Source organism: Domibacillus epiphyticus (genome assembly GCF_001975785.1).
GTDB lineage: Bacteria > Bacillota > Bacilli > Bacillales > Domibacillaceae > Domibacillus > Domibacillus epiphyticus.
In genome coordinates, this window is sequence record NZ_MSFI01000009.1 from 111946 (window position 1) to 127989 (window position 16044).

Below are 16044 nucleotides of genomic sequence, written 5' to 3' on the forward strand. Positions count from 1 at the left end.
GGGACACGTTAGATTCGGAACGTCTACAGAGAGGGAAAGCAATACGGCTGCAACTTTCCCGGCGCGAAAAATCCTTTCACCACCCTTGAGCTCTGCCTGTGAACACGTATTTTGTTAGTATCGGGCGGCGGCAACAGACCGTTATCTGACTGCAATGAGCCGGCGTATGCTGGAAAGTTGGGTGGAACCGCGATTAAACCTCGCCCCTTCGTTATCGAAGGAGCGGGGTTTTTTGACGTTTTTTAACAAAAAGGAGGAAGAAATATGTCAATTCAATTAACATTCCCGGATGGAGCTGTAAAGGAATTTCCAAAGGGCACAACAATGGAAGAAGTCGCCCAGTCCATCAGCCCGGGCTTAAAGAAAAAAGCAATTGCAGGGAAAGTATCAGGGGCGCATATTGATTTGCGTACGCCGATTGAACAGGATGGTGCAATTGAAATCATCACACCGGAACATGATGACGCGCTTGAAATTTTGCGGCATAGTACGGCTCACTTAATGGCGCAGGCAATAAAACGTATTTATGGCGCTGATAAAGTGAAACTTGGTGTTGGTCCGGTCATTGAAGGCGGTTTTTACTATGACATCGATTTAGATGAATCCATCACGCCGGAAGACTTGCCAAAGATTGAAAAAGAAATGAAAAAAATTATTAATGAAAATGTCCCGGTTATCCGGAAAGAAGTCTCGCGTGCGGAAGCGGAACAGTTTTTTAAAGAAATTGATGATGAGTATAAGCTTGAGCTTCTTGAAGCGATCCCAGCTGACGAAACAGTGACACTTTACGAGCAGGGCGATTTTACTGATCTTTGCCGCGGAGTGCATGTGCCCTCAACAGGGAAGCTGAAAGAATTCAAATTACTAAATATTGCCGGTGCATACTGGCGCGGCAATTCCGATAATAAAATGCTTCAGCGCATTTACGGCACAGCCTTTTTCAAAAAAGAAGATCTTGACCATCATTTGAAAATGCTTGAAGAAGCGAAAGAGCGCGACCATCGAAAAATCGGGAAAGAGCTAGACTTATTTACAAATTCGCAAAAAGTAGGACAAGGTTTGCCGCTTTGGCTGCCAAAAGGTGCGACAATCCGCCGTATTATTGAACGTTATATTGTTGATAAAGAAGTAAGCCTCGGCTACGATCATGTGTATACACCGGTGCTTGGAAGTGTAGAGCTGTATAAAACGAGTGGACACTGGGGGCATTACCAGGAAGGCATGTTCCCGGCGATGGAAATGGATAATGAAGACCTTGTTCTTCGACCGATGAACTGTCCGCACCATATGATGATATACAAAAACGACATTCATAGCTACCGTGAATTGCCGATCCGTATTGCAGAGCTTGGCACAATGCACCGCTATGAAATGTCAGGAGCGCTTGCCGGCCTGCAGCGGGTCCGTGGTATGACCCTTAATGATGCTCACATTTTCGTACGCCCGGATCAAATTAAAGAGGAATTAAAGCGTGTTGTTGAATTGATTCTCGCTGTGTACAAGGATTTTGATTTAAACGATTACTCATTCCGTCTGTCTTATCGTGATCCTGAAAACACAGAGAAATATTACGATGACGATGAAATGTGGAAAAAAGCACAGGCGATGCTAAAAGAAGCGATGGATGACTTTGGAATGGACTATGTGGAAGCAGAAGACGAAGCGGCATTCTACGGACCGAAGCTGGATGTACAGGTGAAAACAGCACTAGGCAAAGAAGAAACATTGTCTACTGTACAGCTAGACTTCCTATTGCCGGAACGTTTTGACTTAACGTATGTCGGTGAAGACGGCAAACAGCACCGTCCAGTTGTTATTCACCGGGGCGTTGTTTCCACAATGGAGCGATTTGTTGCTTTCTTAATTGAAGAGTACAAAGGGGCATTCCCAACATGGCTGGCGCCGGTGCAGGTACAAATTATTCCTGTCTCAAACGAAGTCCACTATGATTATGCAAAAGGGCTGAAAGATCAGCTGAAAGCGGCCGGCATCCGCGTTGAAATGGACAGCCGTGAAGAAAAACTCGGCTACAAAATCCGCGAGTCGCAAATGAAAAAAATTCCGTATATGCTCGTTGTCGGCGACAAGGAACTTGAGACTCGTTCTGTTAACGTCCGCAAATACGGCGAACAAAACTCGGAAACAATGTCATTTGATGATTTCAGTTCGCATGTTCAGCAAGAAGGAAAAAGATAAACATATTCAGAGTGAGTTCGTGCCGGCTTATTATCTGAAAAAAAGAGTTGTTTTTTTCAACATGTAATGGTATTATTTAAAACGTTGGTTCTTTCAATTGCTCCTCTGGACATTTGAGAGATTATATGATACAGTTACTTAGGTGAATAGAACACACGAGAAAAGAAAGCAGAAGCGCCCGCTTCTCACCTCGTCTGACAACAGTCGGCAGGTTGACATGGTAAACGACAAAGCTGTTTGGACAGCTTTTTACTGGCGGGGCATTCTACTGGATGCCCCGCCTTTTTCATGCAGGCAGAGCGCTCTGTTTTCACCGGGAACCCCGTTCTTTTAACGAGACGTGTTTTCTAAAATGACCTGGAGGTGGCTTATTATTAGCAAAGATATGAATTTAAATGAAGGCATCCGTGCACGTGAAGTACGCCTGATTGATCAAAACGGCGAACAACTCGGCATTAAACAAAAACGGGAAGCTCTTGAAATTGCAGCCCGCGTTAATCTTGATCTTGTGCTTGTAGCACCGAACGCGAAACCGCCTGTAGCCCGCATTATGGATTATGGAAAATTCAAGTTCGAACAGCAGAAGAAAGAGAAGGAAGCCCGCAAAAACCAAAAAATCATCCAATTGAAAGAAGTTCGCTTCAGTCCAACGATTGATGATCATGATTTCAATACAAAACTTCGCAATGCGATTAAGTTTTTGGAAAAGGGTGACAAAGTAAAAGCGTCGATCCGATTTAAAGGTCGTGCGATTACTCATAAAGAAATCGGCCAACGTGTACTTGACCGCTTTGCAGAAGCATGTAAAGACGTTGCGACAATTGAGTCAAAGCCGAAAATGGATGGCCGTAGCATGTTTCTTGTCATGGCACCGAAAAACGAAAAGTAAACCAGTTTGAGGAGGAAGTCGAAATGCCAAAAATGAAAACTCACCGTGGTTCTGCCAAACGTTTCAAAAAAACAGGTTCAGGTAAACTGAAACGTTCACACGGTTACACAAGCCACTTGTTTGCCAACAAGTCTACGAAACAAAAACGTAAATTGCGTAAAGGCACTCTTGTGTCTAAAGGCGATTTCAAACGCATTCGCCACATGCTTGATAATCTGTAAGAAAATTAACGTAACATCATTAGGAGGGAAATAGTATGCCACGCGTAAAAGGCGGTACTGTAACACGCAAACGTCGTAAAAAGGTTCTTAAGTTAGCAAAAGGTTATTTCGGTTCGAAACATCGTTTATATAAAGTAGCCAATCAACAAGTGATGAAATCCCTGCAATATGCATACCGGGATCGTCGTCAGAAAAAGCGTGATTTCCGAAAATTATGGATCACACGTATCAATGCAGCAGCTCGCATGAATGGTCTTTCATACAGCCGTTTAATGCACGGTTTGAAACTTGCTGGCATCGAAGTAAACCGCAAGATGCTTGCTGATCTAGCTGTCAGCGATGAAAAAGCATTTGCGCAGCTTGCTGATGCAGCAAAAAAACAACTCGGTTAATCGTAACTGACAAACTGTCCTGAAATAATTTCAGGACAGTTTTTTTGTGGTTCGAAACACTTCAAATCATGCGGCTGAGGGTTAATTTTGGTAGAATGAAAGTGGAGGTGCAGCTGTGCCAATCATATTTATCTATTTTACTGCCATTAATTTTATTTCATATATCGTTATGGCGGGCGATAAGAAAAAAGCACGAAAAAAGAAGTATCGGACGAGCGAAAATACACTCTGGCTGCTTGCTCTGTTAGGCGGCGCGCCAGGCAGCTTTGTAGCGATGCGGACACACCGGCATAAAACAAAGCATGCGGCCTTTAAATACGGAATGCCGATTCTTGCTGTTTTGGATCTCTTTATATTGGGCATGATAGGGGGAGTAATGTGAAGATTGAAAAGTTGTTTGAGATGCAGCACGGACTTGATCGTTACATAGAAGAAGGACATAGCCTTGCGGGAAGGGATTTATTTGATGAAAAAGTGCTTGCCTTGCTCGTTGAAATCGGTGAGCTGGCCAATGAAACGCGCTGCTTTAAATTTTGGAGTACAAAAGGACCGTCCGAACGAAATATCATACTGGAAGAATTCGTCGATGGCGTCCATTTTGTTTTATCGTTAGGGTTGCTTACAGGGTTTGATCGAACGAAGCCGGCTGTTGAAGCGGTTGCGGCCGATCAAACTGGGCAATTTCTCCTCGTCATGGAGTCTGTTCACGCATTCCAAAAAGAGAAAACAGCGAAGAATTATCAAACACTGATGAACCGGTATTTTTCACTCGGAGAAATGCTCGGATTTACACCGGATGAGGTAGAAGCAGCGTATATTTCGAAAAATGAAGTGAATTATGAACGCCAAAAATCAGGCTATTAAAGGAGGATATATTAATGAAGAAACTTGATCAAACGTTAAGGATGCTGAAGGAATTAACGGATGCAAAAGGCATTGCCGGAAATGAACGTGAAGTCCGTGGCGTAATGAAAAAATATATTGAACCGTACGCAGATGACGTGACAACGGATGGGCTTGGCAGTTTAATCGCTAAAAAAACAGGTAATGCAAATGGACCGAAAATTATGGTCGCCGGCCATCTGGATGAAGTTGGATTCATGGTAACCCGCATTGATGATAAAGGGTTTATTCGTTTTCAAACAGTAGGCGGCTGGTGGAGCCAGGTCATGCTTGCACAGCGCGTAACAATAGTAACGAAAAAAGGCGATGTGACGGGTGTCATTGGTTCAAAACCTCCGCACATTCTACCGGCAGAAGCGCGTAAAAAACCAGTTGATATTAAAGATATGTTTATCGATATCGGTGCGTCAAGCCGTGAAGAAGCTGCGGAATGGGGAGTTCGTCCGGGTGACATGGTCGTGCCATACTTTGAGTTTACGGTCATGAATAATGAAAAAATGATGCTTGCAAAAGCTTGGGACAACCGGATTGGCTGTGCTATTGCCATTGATGTAATGAAATATGTTAAGGATAAACAGCATGAAAATATTGTGTATGGTGTCGGAACAGTGCAGGAAGAAGTCGGATTGCGTGGGGCGAAAACATCAGCACATATGATTGAACCGGATATCGCATTTGCCGTGGATGTCGGGATTGCAGGGGATACACCAGGTGTGACGGAAAAAGAAGCGATGGGGAAAATGGGAAAAGGGCCGCAAATTATTTTGTACGACGCTTCGATGGTGTCTCATAAAGGGCTACGTGATTTTGTAACGGATGTGGCTGATGAACTCGAAATTCCATATCAATTTGATTCAATGGCTGGAGGCGGTACGGATTCCGGTGAAATCCATAAGACCGCAAACGGTGTTCCAACGCTGTCAGTGACGATTGCAACACGCTATATACATTCACATGCAGCAATGCTTCATCGTGATGATTACGAAAACGCTGTGAAACTTCTCGGTGAAGTGATTCTTCGCCTTGACCGCGAAACAGTTAATACCATTACGTTTGATTAATAAAAAAGAGGCCGCTGCTTTCAGCAAGGCCTCTTTTCCTTATAGCGAAGCGCTCAAGATTGAAGAGCAGTGGCCATTTTTTGAAGAACGGCTTGCTTTTCATTAGGCTGGCTATTTTTCCAGAAGAGTTCAAACATAACGCCAAGACCAGGCAGCGTTTTTTCTTCTCCATTTGAAACGGCGTCTTGAATCGTTTCAGACAGCTGATTCGGATTTTGGCCTTGCAAATTGTTTATGATTGCGTTTCGTAAATTCATTTTTTCCCCTCCTTGTTGCTCTTATTTTGACCGGAGTGGCTTATGTTATACAGAAAAATGCTATAATGAATCGACGAAAGGGGATTCTAATCGTGAACTATATCCAATCGGCGAGCAATCCGCACATAAAACAAGTGAAAAAATTACTAACAAAAAAAGAACGTGATAAAACAGGGTTTTACTTATTAGAGGGTTTTCATTTAGTGGAAGAAGCGCTCAAGTATAAACCATATATTGAGGAACTTTTACTATCAGAAGAAGCTGTCATTCCGCCATCATGGAACATAGATGATCTTGATGTGACAATGGTGTCATCGGAAGCCGCTGCAAAATTATCTGATACAGAAAATGGCCAGGGTGTCTTTGCGGTATGCCGGAAATCAAGCCAAACAGAACTAAGCGAGGGCAGCACCTTTTTATTAATCGACGAGGTGCAGGACCCGGGAAATATCGGAACGATGATCCGTACAGCTGACGCGGCGGGGATTGATGCTGTTGTACTCGGTTCTGGTTCTGCGGATGTATATAATCCAAAAGTACTGCGTTCCGCTCAGGGAAGCCACTTTCATGTGCCAATCATCAATCTGGACTTGGAAGCAGCCATTCAGCAAATAATGGACCGTGATATTCCGGTATATGGGACAGCTCTTGAAGGAGCATCTGACTACCGAAGTGAAAAGACTGGTCCATTTGCGTTGTTAGTCGGTAATGAAGGAAGCGGTGTCCGGCCGGAATTGCTTCAAAAGACAACAAAAAATATATATATTCCGATTTTTGGCCGAAGTGAATCGCTCAATGTAGCGGTCGCAGCCGGCATTCTTCTTTATCATTTTCGGGAAAACAATTGAATTTCAAAAAAGTGTTGTCTATAATAATGAGTGAGAATTTGATAAATTAAAGGCTGTGACGGAGAAAAGTACGCCTCAACTCTTTTTTTAGGGAGAAAATGCCCCAGACTGAAAGCATTTTTAAAAAGAGACGGAAGAAGTTCACCTCCTGAGCTGGTGCTTGGACCGCTATAGCGTAAAGGCACACCGGTTTTAAACAGCCGTTATCCGAATGAAGTGAACGCGTGTGTTTTTGCGCGTTAAAAAGGGTGGTACCGCGAATCAAAGCCTCGTCCCTTTCCGGGAACGGGGTTTTTTTTATTTGTAAAAAAGGAGGAACAAATGTGGAACAACAGTTAAACGAACTGCAAAGCCAGGCTCTTGAAAAAATTGCTGCGGCTGCGGACTTAAAAGAGTTAAACGATATTCGCGTTGCGTATCTTGGCAAAAAAGGGCCGGTAACTGAAGTGTTAAAAGGGATGGGGAAACTTTCCGCCGAAGAACGTCCAAAAATGGGGGCGCTCGTCAATGTTGTGCGCGAAACGATTGCGAATGCAATTGAAGAGAAACAGACGGTGCTTGAAGCAGCTGCCATTGAACAGCAGCTCGCACTGGAAACCGTCGACGTAACGTTGCCGGGCAGCCCGGTAAAAATAGGAGCACAGCACCCGCTAACACGCATCACAGAAGAAATTGAAGATTTATTTATCGGAATGGGCTATACCGTTGCGGAAGGACCTGAAGTAGAACAGGATTATTACAACTTTGAAGCGTTAAATTTACCAAAAGGCCATCCAGCACGTGACATGCAGGATACATTTTACATTACACCTGAACTGTTAATGCGGACGCACACATCACCAGTTCAGGTACGGACAATGCAAAAACATGGAGGGCGAGGCCCGGTTAAAATTATTTGCCCGGGTAAAGTGTACAGACGAGATAGTGATGATGCGACTCACTCTCATCAATTTACACAGATTGAAGGGCTTGTTGTTGGTGAAAACATTCGAATGAGCGATTTGAAAGGGACACTGGATGTTTTTGCGAAAAAGATGTTCGGTGCAGACCGTGAAATACGTCTCCGTCCAAGTTTTTTCCCGTTTACAGAACCGTCTGTTGAAGTAGATGTAAGCTGCATGTGCGGTGGAAAAGGCTGCTCGATCTGTAAAGGAACAGGCTGGATTGAAGTTCTTGGTGCCGGCATGGTTCATCCAAACGTATTGGAAATGGCCGGTTTCGATTCGACAAAATATACGGGATTTGCATTCGGAATGGGACAGGAGCGTATCGCGATGCTGAAATACGGCATTGATGACATCCGCCATTTTTACACAAATGATTTACGCTTCTTAAAACAATTTTCGGTACATGAATAAAAAGGAGGATTCATATGTTTGTTTCATATAAATGGCTGGCACAGTACGTCGATCTGTCCGGCGTTACACCGCAGGAACTGGCGGAAAAAATTACACGTGCCGGCATTGAAGTTGAAGGAGTGGAAACACCTGCTTCCGAAATGAAAAATATTGTCGTCGGGTATGTAAAAGAGCGTGAACAGCACCCTAATGCGGATAAATTAAACAAATGCCTCGTTGATATTGGTGAAGATGAGCCGGTGCAAATCATTTGCGGTGCGAAAAATGTTGATGCCGGGCAATATGTAGCCGTTGCAAAAACAGGTGCTGTGCTGCCGGGCAATTTCAAAATTAAACGCGCGAAACTGCGCGGTGAAGAGTCAAATGGCATGATTTGCTCATTGCAGGAGCTGGGCATTGAAAGCCGTTTGGCACCGAAAGAATACGCAGAAGGTATTTTTAATTTCCCGAACGATGTGACGCCTGGTGAAGATGCACTCGAGGCGCTCAACCGAGACGATGCGATTTTGGAACTGTCACTCACCCCGAACCGTTCAGATGCTCTTAGCATGATTGGCGTAGCTTATGAAGTAGCAGCTATTTTAGACCGTGACGTTAAACTGCCTGAACCTAATCCTGCTGAAGCAGATGAAAAATCGGCGGATTCGATTAGCATTCGAATTGATGCGCCAGCGGATAATCCGCTTTACATTGCACGTGTTGTAAAAAACGTGAAAATTGGTCCATCTCCGCTCTGGATGCAGACGTATTTAATGAATGCTGGAGTTCGTCCACATAATAACGTCGTAGACATAACGAACTATGTCCTTATGGAATATGGCCAGCCGCTTCACGCATTTGATCTTGACCGTCTTGGTTCAAAAGAAATTGTTGTCCGCCGTGCGGCTGACGGGGAAAAATTCGTTACTCTTGATGATACAGAACGGACGCTGTCTTCCGATCAGCTCGTGATTACAGACGGGAAAAAACCGGTAGCACTGGCGGGCGTTATGGGTGGCGCAAACTCTGAAGTACACGAAGGAACCGTAAACGTCTTAATTGAATCTGCTTACTTTGACGGACAGATCGTGCGTACAGCGTCGAAAGCCCATGTGCTTCGTTCTGAAGCCAGCGCCCGATTTGAAAAAGGGGTAGATCCATCCCGCGTTCAGGCTGCATGTGATCGTGCTGCTGAATTAATGGCAGATCTGGCAGGCGGAACGGTTCTTTCAGGATCTGTCATTGCAGGGGATTTGAGCATGGAACAGAAACAAGTTTCCATTACGCTTGAAAAATTAAATACTGTTCTTGGAACTGATCTTCAAATGGATAGTGTAGAAGATATTTTCCGCCGTCTGCAATTTGAAACAGAAACGGTTGGCAGTGAAATTACCGTTACGGTGCCAACACGCCGTGGCGACATTGCGATTCCGGAAGATTTAACAGAAGAAGTGGCACGTCTATATGGCTATGACCATATTCCACTCACTTTACCGGAAGGAGCTGTCCAGCCCGGTTCACTGTCTCCTTATCAGCTTGGACGCCGCATTGTCCGCCGTTATTTGGAGGGAACAGGTTTTAACCAGGCGATTACGTATTCACTCACGTCTTCTAAACGCGCATCTGAATTTGCGCTTGAACAACGTGAACCTGTAGCACTTTCGATGCCTATGAGTGAAGAACGAGCGTTTTTGCGCCAAAGTTTACTGCCGCATTTGATTGAAGCTGCAGCGTACAATAATGCCCGACAAATGGCATCTGTCGCTCTGTATGAAACAAGCTCTATTTATTTAAACGAAGGCGAGAATGTACAGCCGAAAGAAGAAGAGCGTCTTGCGGGTGTTGTCACAGGCATGTGGCATGAGCACCTTTGGCAGGGGGAAAAGAAAGCTGTTGATTTCTTTACGGTAAAAGGAATCGTTGAGGGACTTGCAGCCCGCATCGGACTTCAAGACCGCCTGACATTCCAGAAAGCGGCGCCGGCCGGTTTCCATCCTGGCCGTACGGCAGAAGTATTGCTTGATTCTGAACCGGTAGGATTTATCGGCCAGCTTCATCCGTCACTCGCAAAAGAAGTAGATGTAAAAGAAGCATATCTTTTTGAATTGAAGCTTGATGTAATGTTGCATGCAGCACGTGAAGACCTCTCCTATGCAGCGATTCCGCGCTACCCGTCAATCGGCCGTGATATCGCTCTTGTTGTGGACAGCACAGTAGAAGCAGCGGCACTTGAAGCTGTTATTAAGCATGCAGGCGGGTCACTTTTAACAAGTGTTCGCGTGTTTGATGTATATGAAGGCCAGCGCATGGAAGAGGGCAAAAAGTCCGTCGCATTTGCATTGACATATGCCGATCCGGAAAAAACGTTAACGGATGAAGAAGTAACAGCCGTTCATGAGAAAGTACTCATTGCATTAAAAGAACAGGCTGACGCTGAATTGCGCGGATAATAATCAGAAAGGACTCGATCATGCCGATCGGGTCCTTTTGTTTATTTACTCCGGGCAATGCTCTTCGCTTTTCCTGTGTTGGCAAAATGAAGTTTCGTAAAATGACGAAGGATGCTCTCGTCGTAAGTTTTAATTAAACGGGCGGCTGCCTCGTCAACAAGCTGACCTGCTCCTTTTGGAATGGGAAACCCTGCTTCTTCTGAAAGTTTATCCATTTCTTTTAAAAACGCATAGCGGGCAAGAATCGATGCCGCAGCGACGGCGATATGAATACTTTCCCCTTTCGTGCTGAAAAACACGTTATCGCGAACAATCACATTTTGACCGTTCAAATGTCTATAATAAATCGCTTTTTCAGCAAATTGATCAATTAACACAGCTTCCGGCAGTTCGGGTGCTATTTTTTCATGGAGTTTGAAGAGTGCCTGGTTGTGCAAAATCGCTTTTATTTTCCCTTGGGACATACCACTCTCCTGCAGCTCGTTGTATTTTTCATTGCGAAGGATGAGAAGGCTGTATGGAATGTCCTTTAACAGTTTTTTTGCTACAGAAATGATTTCAGGATCCTTCATATCTTTCGAATCCCGAACGCCTAGTGCTTTTAATTCTGAAATACGGCTTTTTTCTACATAAGCGGCAACAACCGTAATCGGTCCGAAATAATCACCTGTTCCGACCTCGTCGCTTCCTATAACCGACATGGATGCAAATCCATCCGGCAAAACAGCGTTCGGTACTGACTTTTTCTTAGGGGCTGCTGTTTCACCCGCCCATTTTGATGATTCGGATTCCGCATTCTTTCCTTGAAAGAGCACTTTCCCCGAACGGTAGCCTGTCACAGAACAGCCGTCCGCTTTCGCTGCAAAAACTGCACCAGCCGGAAGTTTGGGAGGAACACCATAATGATTCTTCATTTTTTCCAATGTTTCATTGTTAACAACTAATACAGTATGACTCAATTTGACAAACCTCCTGACTTTCATCCTTTTCACACTAAAACTGTCGTGGTATGATATATAACAGGATTGCATGAGAAATGGGGGCCGTAACCTTGTCGAACGGACAAAGAAATCGCCTAACAGTTGACATTTACGGGTATCAGTATACCATTGTGGGAACTGAATCAGAATACCATATACGCCGCGTAACGGAAATGGTTGATGAAAAAATGCGCGAAATCGGCGCCCGTAATGCCTCACTGGATACGCAAAAAATAGCAGTGCTGACCGCTGTTAATATGGTGAGCGACTACTTAAAATTAGAAGAAGAACTGCAGGAAATGAAAATGGAAGTAAGCCGAGTGAAAAACAGAAATGCCGCCAATGGCTGAAAAACTTCTCTCCAATTTGGTAGAGGAGTTTTTTTCTGCTACTATTAATGAAAGAGGTGCATGCACATGGTGAATAAAAAAGATATTATCCGTCTTTTGGAAAAAATCGCTGTATACATGGAATTAAAAGGTGATAATCCTTTTAAAATATCTGCATTTCGAAAAGCAGCAGCTGCACTGGAAGCAGATGACCGCAGTGTGTCTGAGATTGAGGATTTCACAAAGCTTCCTGGAATTGGGAAAGGGACTGCTTCTGTCATTGCCGAATATATCGAAACAGGTGAATCGATGGTGCTGACTGAGCTTTCGGGTGAAGTGCCTGAAGGACTCGTGGCATTGCTCGGCCTTCCTGGACTTGGCGGGAAAAAGATTGCCAAAATGTATAAAGAGCTAGGCATTTCGAATATGGAAGAATTGAAGGAAGCGTGTGAGCAGCACCGTGTACGGGAACTTGCTGGATTTGGGTCGAAAACGGAAGAGAAAATTCTCGCCGCAGTTGAAAAAGCCGGGACACGTCCGGATCGTCTTCCGATAGCATATATGCTGCCGGTTGCAGAAAAAATCGAGACATACTTAGAAGAAATGCCGGGAGTAAGCCGGTCATCACGTGCTGGCAGTTTACGCCGTCTGCGTGAAACGGTAAAAGACCTTGATTTTATAATTGCAACAGAGGAACCGGAAAAAGTAAAAGAAGAGCTCCTCGCTATTCCGGGGATAAAGGAAATTATTGCGGCTGGACCGACGAAAGTCTCAATCATCATTGATGGAGAGTTTGACGTGTCGATTGATTTTCGTATTGTGGAACCGGCACAGTACGCGAGTACGCTCCAACATTTTACCGGATCAAAAGATCATAATGTAAAAATTCGCCAGATCGCAAAAGAACGTAATGAAAAAGTGAGCGAGTACGGCATCGAACAGCCGGACGGATCCGTGAAAACATTTGATACGGAAGAAGCAGTATACAAACATCTTGGTCTTCCATGGTTTCCGCCGGAAATTCGTGAAGACGGGACAGAAACAGATAAATATAAAGAAGGCACGCTAATCTCACTCTCCGATATAAAAGGTGACATGCATATGCATACCGCCTGGTCAGACGGCGCTTTTTCGATAGAAGAAATGATTGAAGCGTGCCGTCGACTTGGATACGAATATATGGCGATTACCGACCATTCACAATATTTAAAAGTGGCAAATGGTTTGTCCGTAGAACGTCTTCTTCGTCAAAACGAAGAAATAAAAGAGTTGAATGAAAAATATAGCGACATTGAAGTGTTCTCCGGAATTGAAATGGATATTTTACCGGATGGTTCGCTGGATTATGATGATGATGTACTTAAACAGCTTGATTTTGTCATCGCATCGATTCATTCAAATTTCTCACAGCCGCAGAAAAAGATTATGGATCGGCTTAAAAAAGCCTTACACAACCCGTATGTAAAATTGATCGCTCATCCAACCGGGCGCATCATTGGACGGAGGGACGGCTATTCAGTCGATATGCAGGAGCTTGTAAAACTCGCTGCTGAAACGAATACAGCATTGGAACTCAATGCAAATCCGCATCGTCTTGATTTATCGGCCGATCATTTAAAAATGGCTCAGGACGCCGGTGTGAAAATATTTATTAATACAGATGCTCACGCAATTGAACATCTTCATTTTATGGAAACAGGTGCAAGTGCAGGGCGAAAAGGCTGGCTCCGTCCGGAAACAGTTGTGAACACATGGCCGAAAGAGCAGTTACTTTCCTTTTTGCGCAGCAATTGATGCCTTTTAAGGAGTGATCTAGACTTGAACGAAAAAGTGCTGGCAACACTTGAATACAACAAGATTATTGAAAAACTTGCCCATCATGCCTCATCAGAAATCGGGCGAAGATTTGCGGAAGATCTAAAACCGTCAGTTCGTGCAGAAGAAGTTCAACTATGGCTTGATGAAACGGAAGAAGCGGCAGCTGTGATCCGGATAAAAGGGAATGTGCCTCTGGATGGCATTTACGATGTTCGTTCTCATGCAAAGCGTGCGCAAATTGGCGGCACTTTGAGCGGTGTGGAACTTGTCCGCATTGCCAGTACGATTTTTGCAAGCCGGCAGATCCGCCAATTTATTGAAGATGTCAGATCGGAAGGACAGGTGACGCTTCGTATTTTACCGGAAAAAACGGCAGTCATCCCTGTACTTACGGATCTTGAACATAAGATTAAGCGGACGGTGGATGAAAATGGACGTGTACTTGATTCAGCGAGTGATGAATTGCGTCACATACGACATGGCATGCGGTCAGCGGAATCACGAATCCGCTCCAAGTTGGAGAGCTTAACACGTGGACAAAATGCACAAAAAATGCTCTCTGATGCCATTGTTACGATTCGGAATGACCGCTATGTTATCCCGGTGAAACAGGAATATCGCTCGCATTACGGCGGCATCGTTCACGATCAGTCATCATCCGGACAAACGTTATTCGTGGAACCGGCGTCCGTTGTGAATGTAAACAATGAACTTCGTGAATTAACCGTAAAAGAGCAGTATGAAGTCGAGAAAATTTTGCGTGAATTGACTATGGAGACGGCTGAACATGCTCCGGCGTTATTCACAATGACGAAAATGCTGTCGGAAATCGATTTTATCTTTACTAAAGGGAAGTTTGCCCGCTCAATGAACGCTACGAAACCGATTATTAATGAAGAGGGCTATATTCACTACATTCAGGCACGCCATCCGCTTTTGCCGGCTGATGAAGCGGTGCCGAGTGATATTGTGATCGGCAAAGATTACACAGCCATCGTCATTACCGGGCCCAATACAGGCGGTAAAACCGTGACGCTGAAAACGACGGGTTTATCGGTTTTAATGGCGCAGTCCGGTCTCTTTATTCCGGCGGAAGATGGATCGGAAACAGCAATATTTCAGTCTGTTTTCGCAGATATCGGGGATGAGCAGTCCATTGAACAAAATTTAAGCACATTCTCTTCTCATATGGTGAATATCTCAAGTATTTTAAAAGAAGTGACACATGAAAGTCTCGTCTTATTTGATGAACTCGGTTCCGGGACGGATCCGCAGGAAGGGTCTGCATTGGCTATTTCGATTCTTGATGATGTAATTGGACGAGGCGCGAGAATTATCGCGACGACTCATTATCCGGAATTGAAAGCGTACGGCTACAATCGCAACAACGTGATTAATGCAAGCGTGGAGTTTGACGTTGAAACATTGAGCCCGACGTACCGGCTGCTAATTGGAATTCCAGGACGAAGCAACGCGTTTGAAATTTCAAAGCGTATTGGTCTTAATTCAGCGATTATTGAACGGGCTCGAAATATGATTAGCGCAGATTCTCATGAAGTCGATAACATGATTGCGGCGCTTGATGCAAGCCGACGACAGGCCGAAAAAGATGCACAGGATGCACGCGATTATTTGCGCGATACGGAAAAATTACACCGGGAATTGCAAAAAGAAGTCATTGCCTATCATGAGCAAAAAGAGAAATTAGAAGAAAAAGCGCGTGCGGGAGCAGCTGAAATTATTGAAAAAGCAAAATCAGAAGCGGAAGAAGTCATGCGTGATTTGCGTGCGCTTCGTTTAGCTGGAGGCGCGAATGTTAAGGAACACGAACTGATTGATGCAAGAAAGCGCCTTGAAGGGGCTATACCGGAACAAAAAGAGAAAAAACCGGCGATTGAACCGGCGAAACGTCTTTGGAAACCGGGCGATGAAGTAAAAGTGATCAGCTTCGGTCAAAAAGGAAGTATTATCGAAAAAGCAGCGGACGATGAATGGATTGTCCAGATGGGCATCATCAAAATGAAAGTGGCTGAATCCGATATGCAATTTATTAAATCGGAGAAAAAGAAAGAGCCAAAACCGATTGCGACGATTCGTGGCAAGGGACATCATGTTTCACCGGAGCTTGATTTACGGGGGGAGCGGTATGAAGATGCTCTTAACCGTGTGGAGAAATATTTGGATGATGCATTGCTCGCCGGGTACCATCAAGTGTCGATTATTCACGGAAAAGGGACGGGGGCACTGATGAAAGGTGTTCGCGGGTATTTGACGAAACATCGCATGGTGAAAAACATTCGTTTTGGCGAAGCGGGGGAAGGCGGACTCGGTGTAACGGTCGCTGAATTGAAATAAGGAGGCTG

15 protein-coding genes and 2 other annotated features are annotated in these 16044 nt (G+C 44.6%); of the genes, 13 read left to right on the top strand and 2 right to left on the bottom strand.

The features are described 5' to 3' along the window. Window positions 1-264: 264 nt before the first annotated feature. From thrS to BTO28_RS05945, 7 genes are all read left to right on the top strand, one after another. Window positions 265-2196: a threonine--tRNA ligase gene (thrS, locus tag BTO28_RS05915; RefSeq protein ID WP_076764613.1), complete on the top strand. Its 1932-nt coding sequence runs from the start codon at window positions 265-267 to the stop codon at window positions 2194-2196. Between the two features lie 160 nt (window positions 2197-2356). Next, window positions 2357-2490 (top strand) — a sequence feature (ribosomal protein L20 leader region). A gap of 91 nt (window positions 2491-2581) precedes the next feature. After that, window positions 2582-3085, top strand: a complete 504-nt coding sequence (infC, locus tag BTO28_RS05920; protein ID WP_144289458.1) for a translation initiation factor IF-3 — start codon at window positions 2582-2584, stop codon at window positions 3083-3085. A 23-nt stretch (window positions 3086-3108) separates the two neighbouring features. Next, window positions 3109-3306, top strand: coding sequence for a 50S ribosomal protein L35 (gene rpmI, locus BTO28_RS05925; RefSeq protein ID WP_076764615.1), 198 nt, complete (start codon window positions 3109-3111; stop codon window positions 3304-3306). Between the two features lie 35 nt (window positions 3307-3341). After that, window positions 3342-3698 carry a 50S ribosomal protein L20 gene (rplT, locus tag BTO28_RS05930; protein ID WP_076764616.1) on the top strand — a complete coding sequence of 119 codons (357 nt, stop codon included), beginning with the start codon at window positions 3342-3344 and terminating at the stop codon, window positions 3696-3698. Window positions 3699-3813: 115 nt separating this feature from the next. After that, window positions 3814-4080 carry a DUF1294 domain-containing protein gene (locus BTO28_RS05935; RefSeq protein WP_076764617.1) on the top strand — a complete coding sequence of 89 codons (267 nt, stop codon included), beginning with the start codon at window positions 3814-3816 and terminating at the stop codon, window positions 4078-4080. Continuing rightward, the gene (locus BTO28_RS05940; RefSeq protein ID WP_076764618.1) at window positions 4077-4562 is read left to right on the top strand and encodes a dUTP diphosphatase; all 486 of its coding nucleotides are present in this window, start codon (window positions 4077-4079) and stop codon (window positions 4560-4562) included. Before BTO28_RS05935 ends, BTO28_RS05940 begins: the two co-directional genes overlap by 4 nt. 14 nt (window positions 4563-4576) lie before the next feature. Next, window positions 4577-5662: a M42 family metallopeptidase gene (locus BTO28_RS05945; protein WP_076764619.1), complete on the top strand. Its 1086-nt coding sequence runs from the start codon at window positions 4577-4579 to the stop codon at window positions 5660-5662. A gap of 53 nt (window positions 5663-5715) precedes the next feature. Here the strand turns inward: BTO28_RS05945 and sspI are convergent, their stop codons facing one another. Beyond that, window positions 5716-5919, bottom strand: coding sequence for a small acid-soluble spore protein SspI (gene sspI, locus BTO28_RS05950; RefSeq protein ID WP_076764620.1), 204 nt, complete (start codon window positions 5917-5919; stop codon window positions 5716-5718). A 92-nt stretch (window positions 5920-6011) separates the two neighbouring features. On the opposite strand from sspI, the gene BTO28_RS05955 reads away from it, so the two are divergent. From BTO28_RS05955 to pheT, 3 genes are all read left to right on the top strand, one after another. After that, a complete protein-coding gene (locus tag BTO28_RS05955) occupies window positions 6012-6767 on the top strand; it encodes a TrmH family RNA methyltransferase (RefSeq protein WP_076764621.1) in 756 nt (251 codons plus the stop codon). Between the two features lie 46 nt (window positions 6768-6813). Next, window positions 6814-7047 (top strand) — a binding site (T-box leader). 43 nt (window positions 7048-7090) lie between these two features. After that, entirely contained in the window at window positions 7091-8125 is a 1035-nt protein-coding gene (pheS, locus tag BTO28_RS05960; protein ID WP_076764622.1) for a phenylalanine--tRNA ligase subunit alpha, read from the top strand. 14 nt (window positions 8126-8139) lie between these two features. Continuing rightward, a complete protein-coding gene (pheT, locus tag BTO28_RS05965; RefSeq protein WP_076764623.1) occupies window positions 8140-10554 on the top strand; it encodes a phenylalanine--tRNA ligase subunit beta in 2415 nt (804 codons plus the stop codon). Window positions 10555-10595: 41 nt separating this feature from the next. On the opposite strand, the gene rnhC is transcribed toward pheT, so the two are convergent. Continuing rightward, on the bottom strand, window positions 10596-11513 hold the full coding sequence (gene rnhC / locus BTO28_RS05970; protein WP_076764624.1) for a ribonuclease HIII: 918 nt from the start codon (window positions 11511-11513) through the stop codon (window positions 10596-10598). 92 nt (window positions 11514-11605) lie between these two features. Between rnhC and zapA the strand changes: the two genes are divergently transcribed. From zapA to BTO28_RS05985, 3 genes are all read left to right on the top strand, one after another. Next, complete coding sequence (zapA, locus tag BTO28_RS05975) at window positions 11606-11884, top strand: cell division protein ZapA (RefSeq protein ID WP_076764625.1); 279 nt, start codon at window positions 11606-11608, stop codon at window positions 11882-11884. Window positions 11885-11950: 66 nt separating this feature from the next. Then, window positions 11951-13657, top strand: coding sequence for a DNA polymerase/3'-5' exonuclease PolX (gene polX, locus BTO28_RS05980; protein ID WP_076764626.1), 1707 nt, complete (start codon window positions 11951-11953; stop codon window positions 13655-13657). Between the two features lie 24 nt (window positions 13658-13681). After that, window positions 13682-16036, top strand: coding sequence for an endonuclease MutS2 (locus BTO28_RS05985; RefSeq protein ID WP_076764627.1), 2355 nt, complete (start codon window positions 13682-13684; stop codon window positions 16034-16036). Window positions 16037-16044: the final 8 nt, after the last annotated feature.

Coding starts and splice junctions, on each gene's coding strand:
- thrS (WP_076764613.1), top strand. CDS start 265: ATGTCAATTCAATTAACATTCCCGGATGGAGCTGTAAAGGAATTTCCA.
- infC (WP_144289458.1), top strand. CDS start 2,582: ATGAATTTAAATGAAGGCATCCGTGCACGTGAAGTACGCCTGATTGAT.
- rpmI (WP_076764615.1), top strand. CDS start 3,109: ATGCCAAAAATGAAAACTCACCGTGGTTCTGCCAAACGTTTCAAAAAA.
- rplT (WP_076764616.1), top strand. CDS start 3,342: ATGCCACGCGTAAAAGGCGGTACTGTAACACGCAAACGTCGTAAAAAG.
- BTO28_RS05945 (WP_076764619.1), top strand. CDS start 4,577: ATGAAGAAACTTGATCAAACGTTAAGGATGCTGAAGGAATTAACGGAT.
- sspI (WP_076764620.1), bottom strand. CDS start 5,919: ATGAATTTACGAAACGCAATCATAAACAATTTGCAAGGCCAAAATCCG.
- pheT (WP_076764623.1), top strand. CDS start 8,140: ATGTTTGTTTCATATAAATGGCTGGCACAGTACGTCGATCTGTCCGGC.
- polX (WP_076764626.1), top strand. CDS start 11,951: ATGGTGAATAAAAAAGATATTATCCGTCTTTTGGAAAAAATCGCTGTA.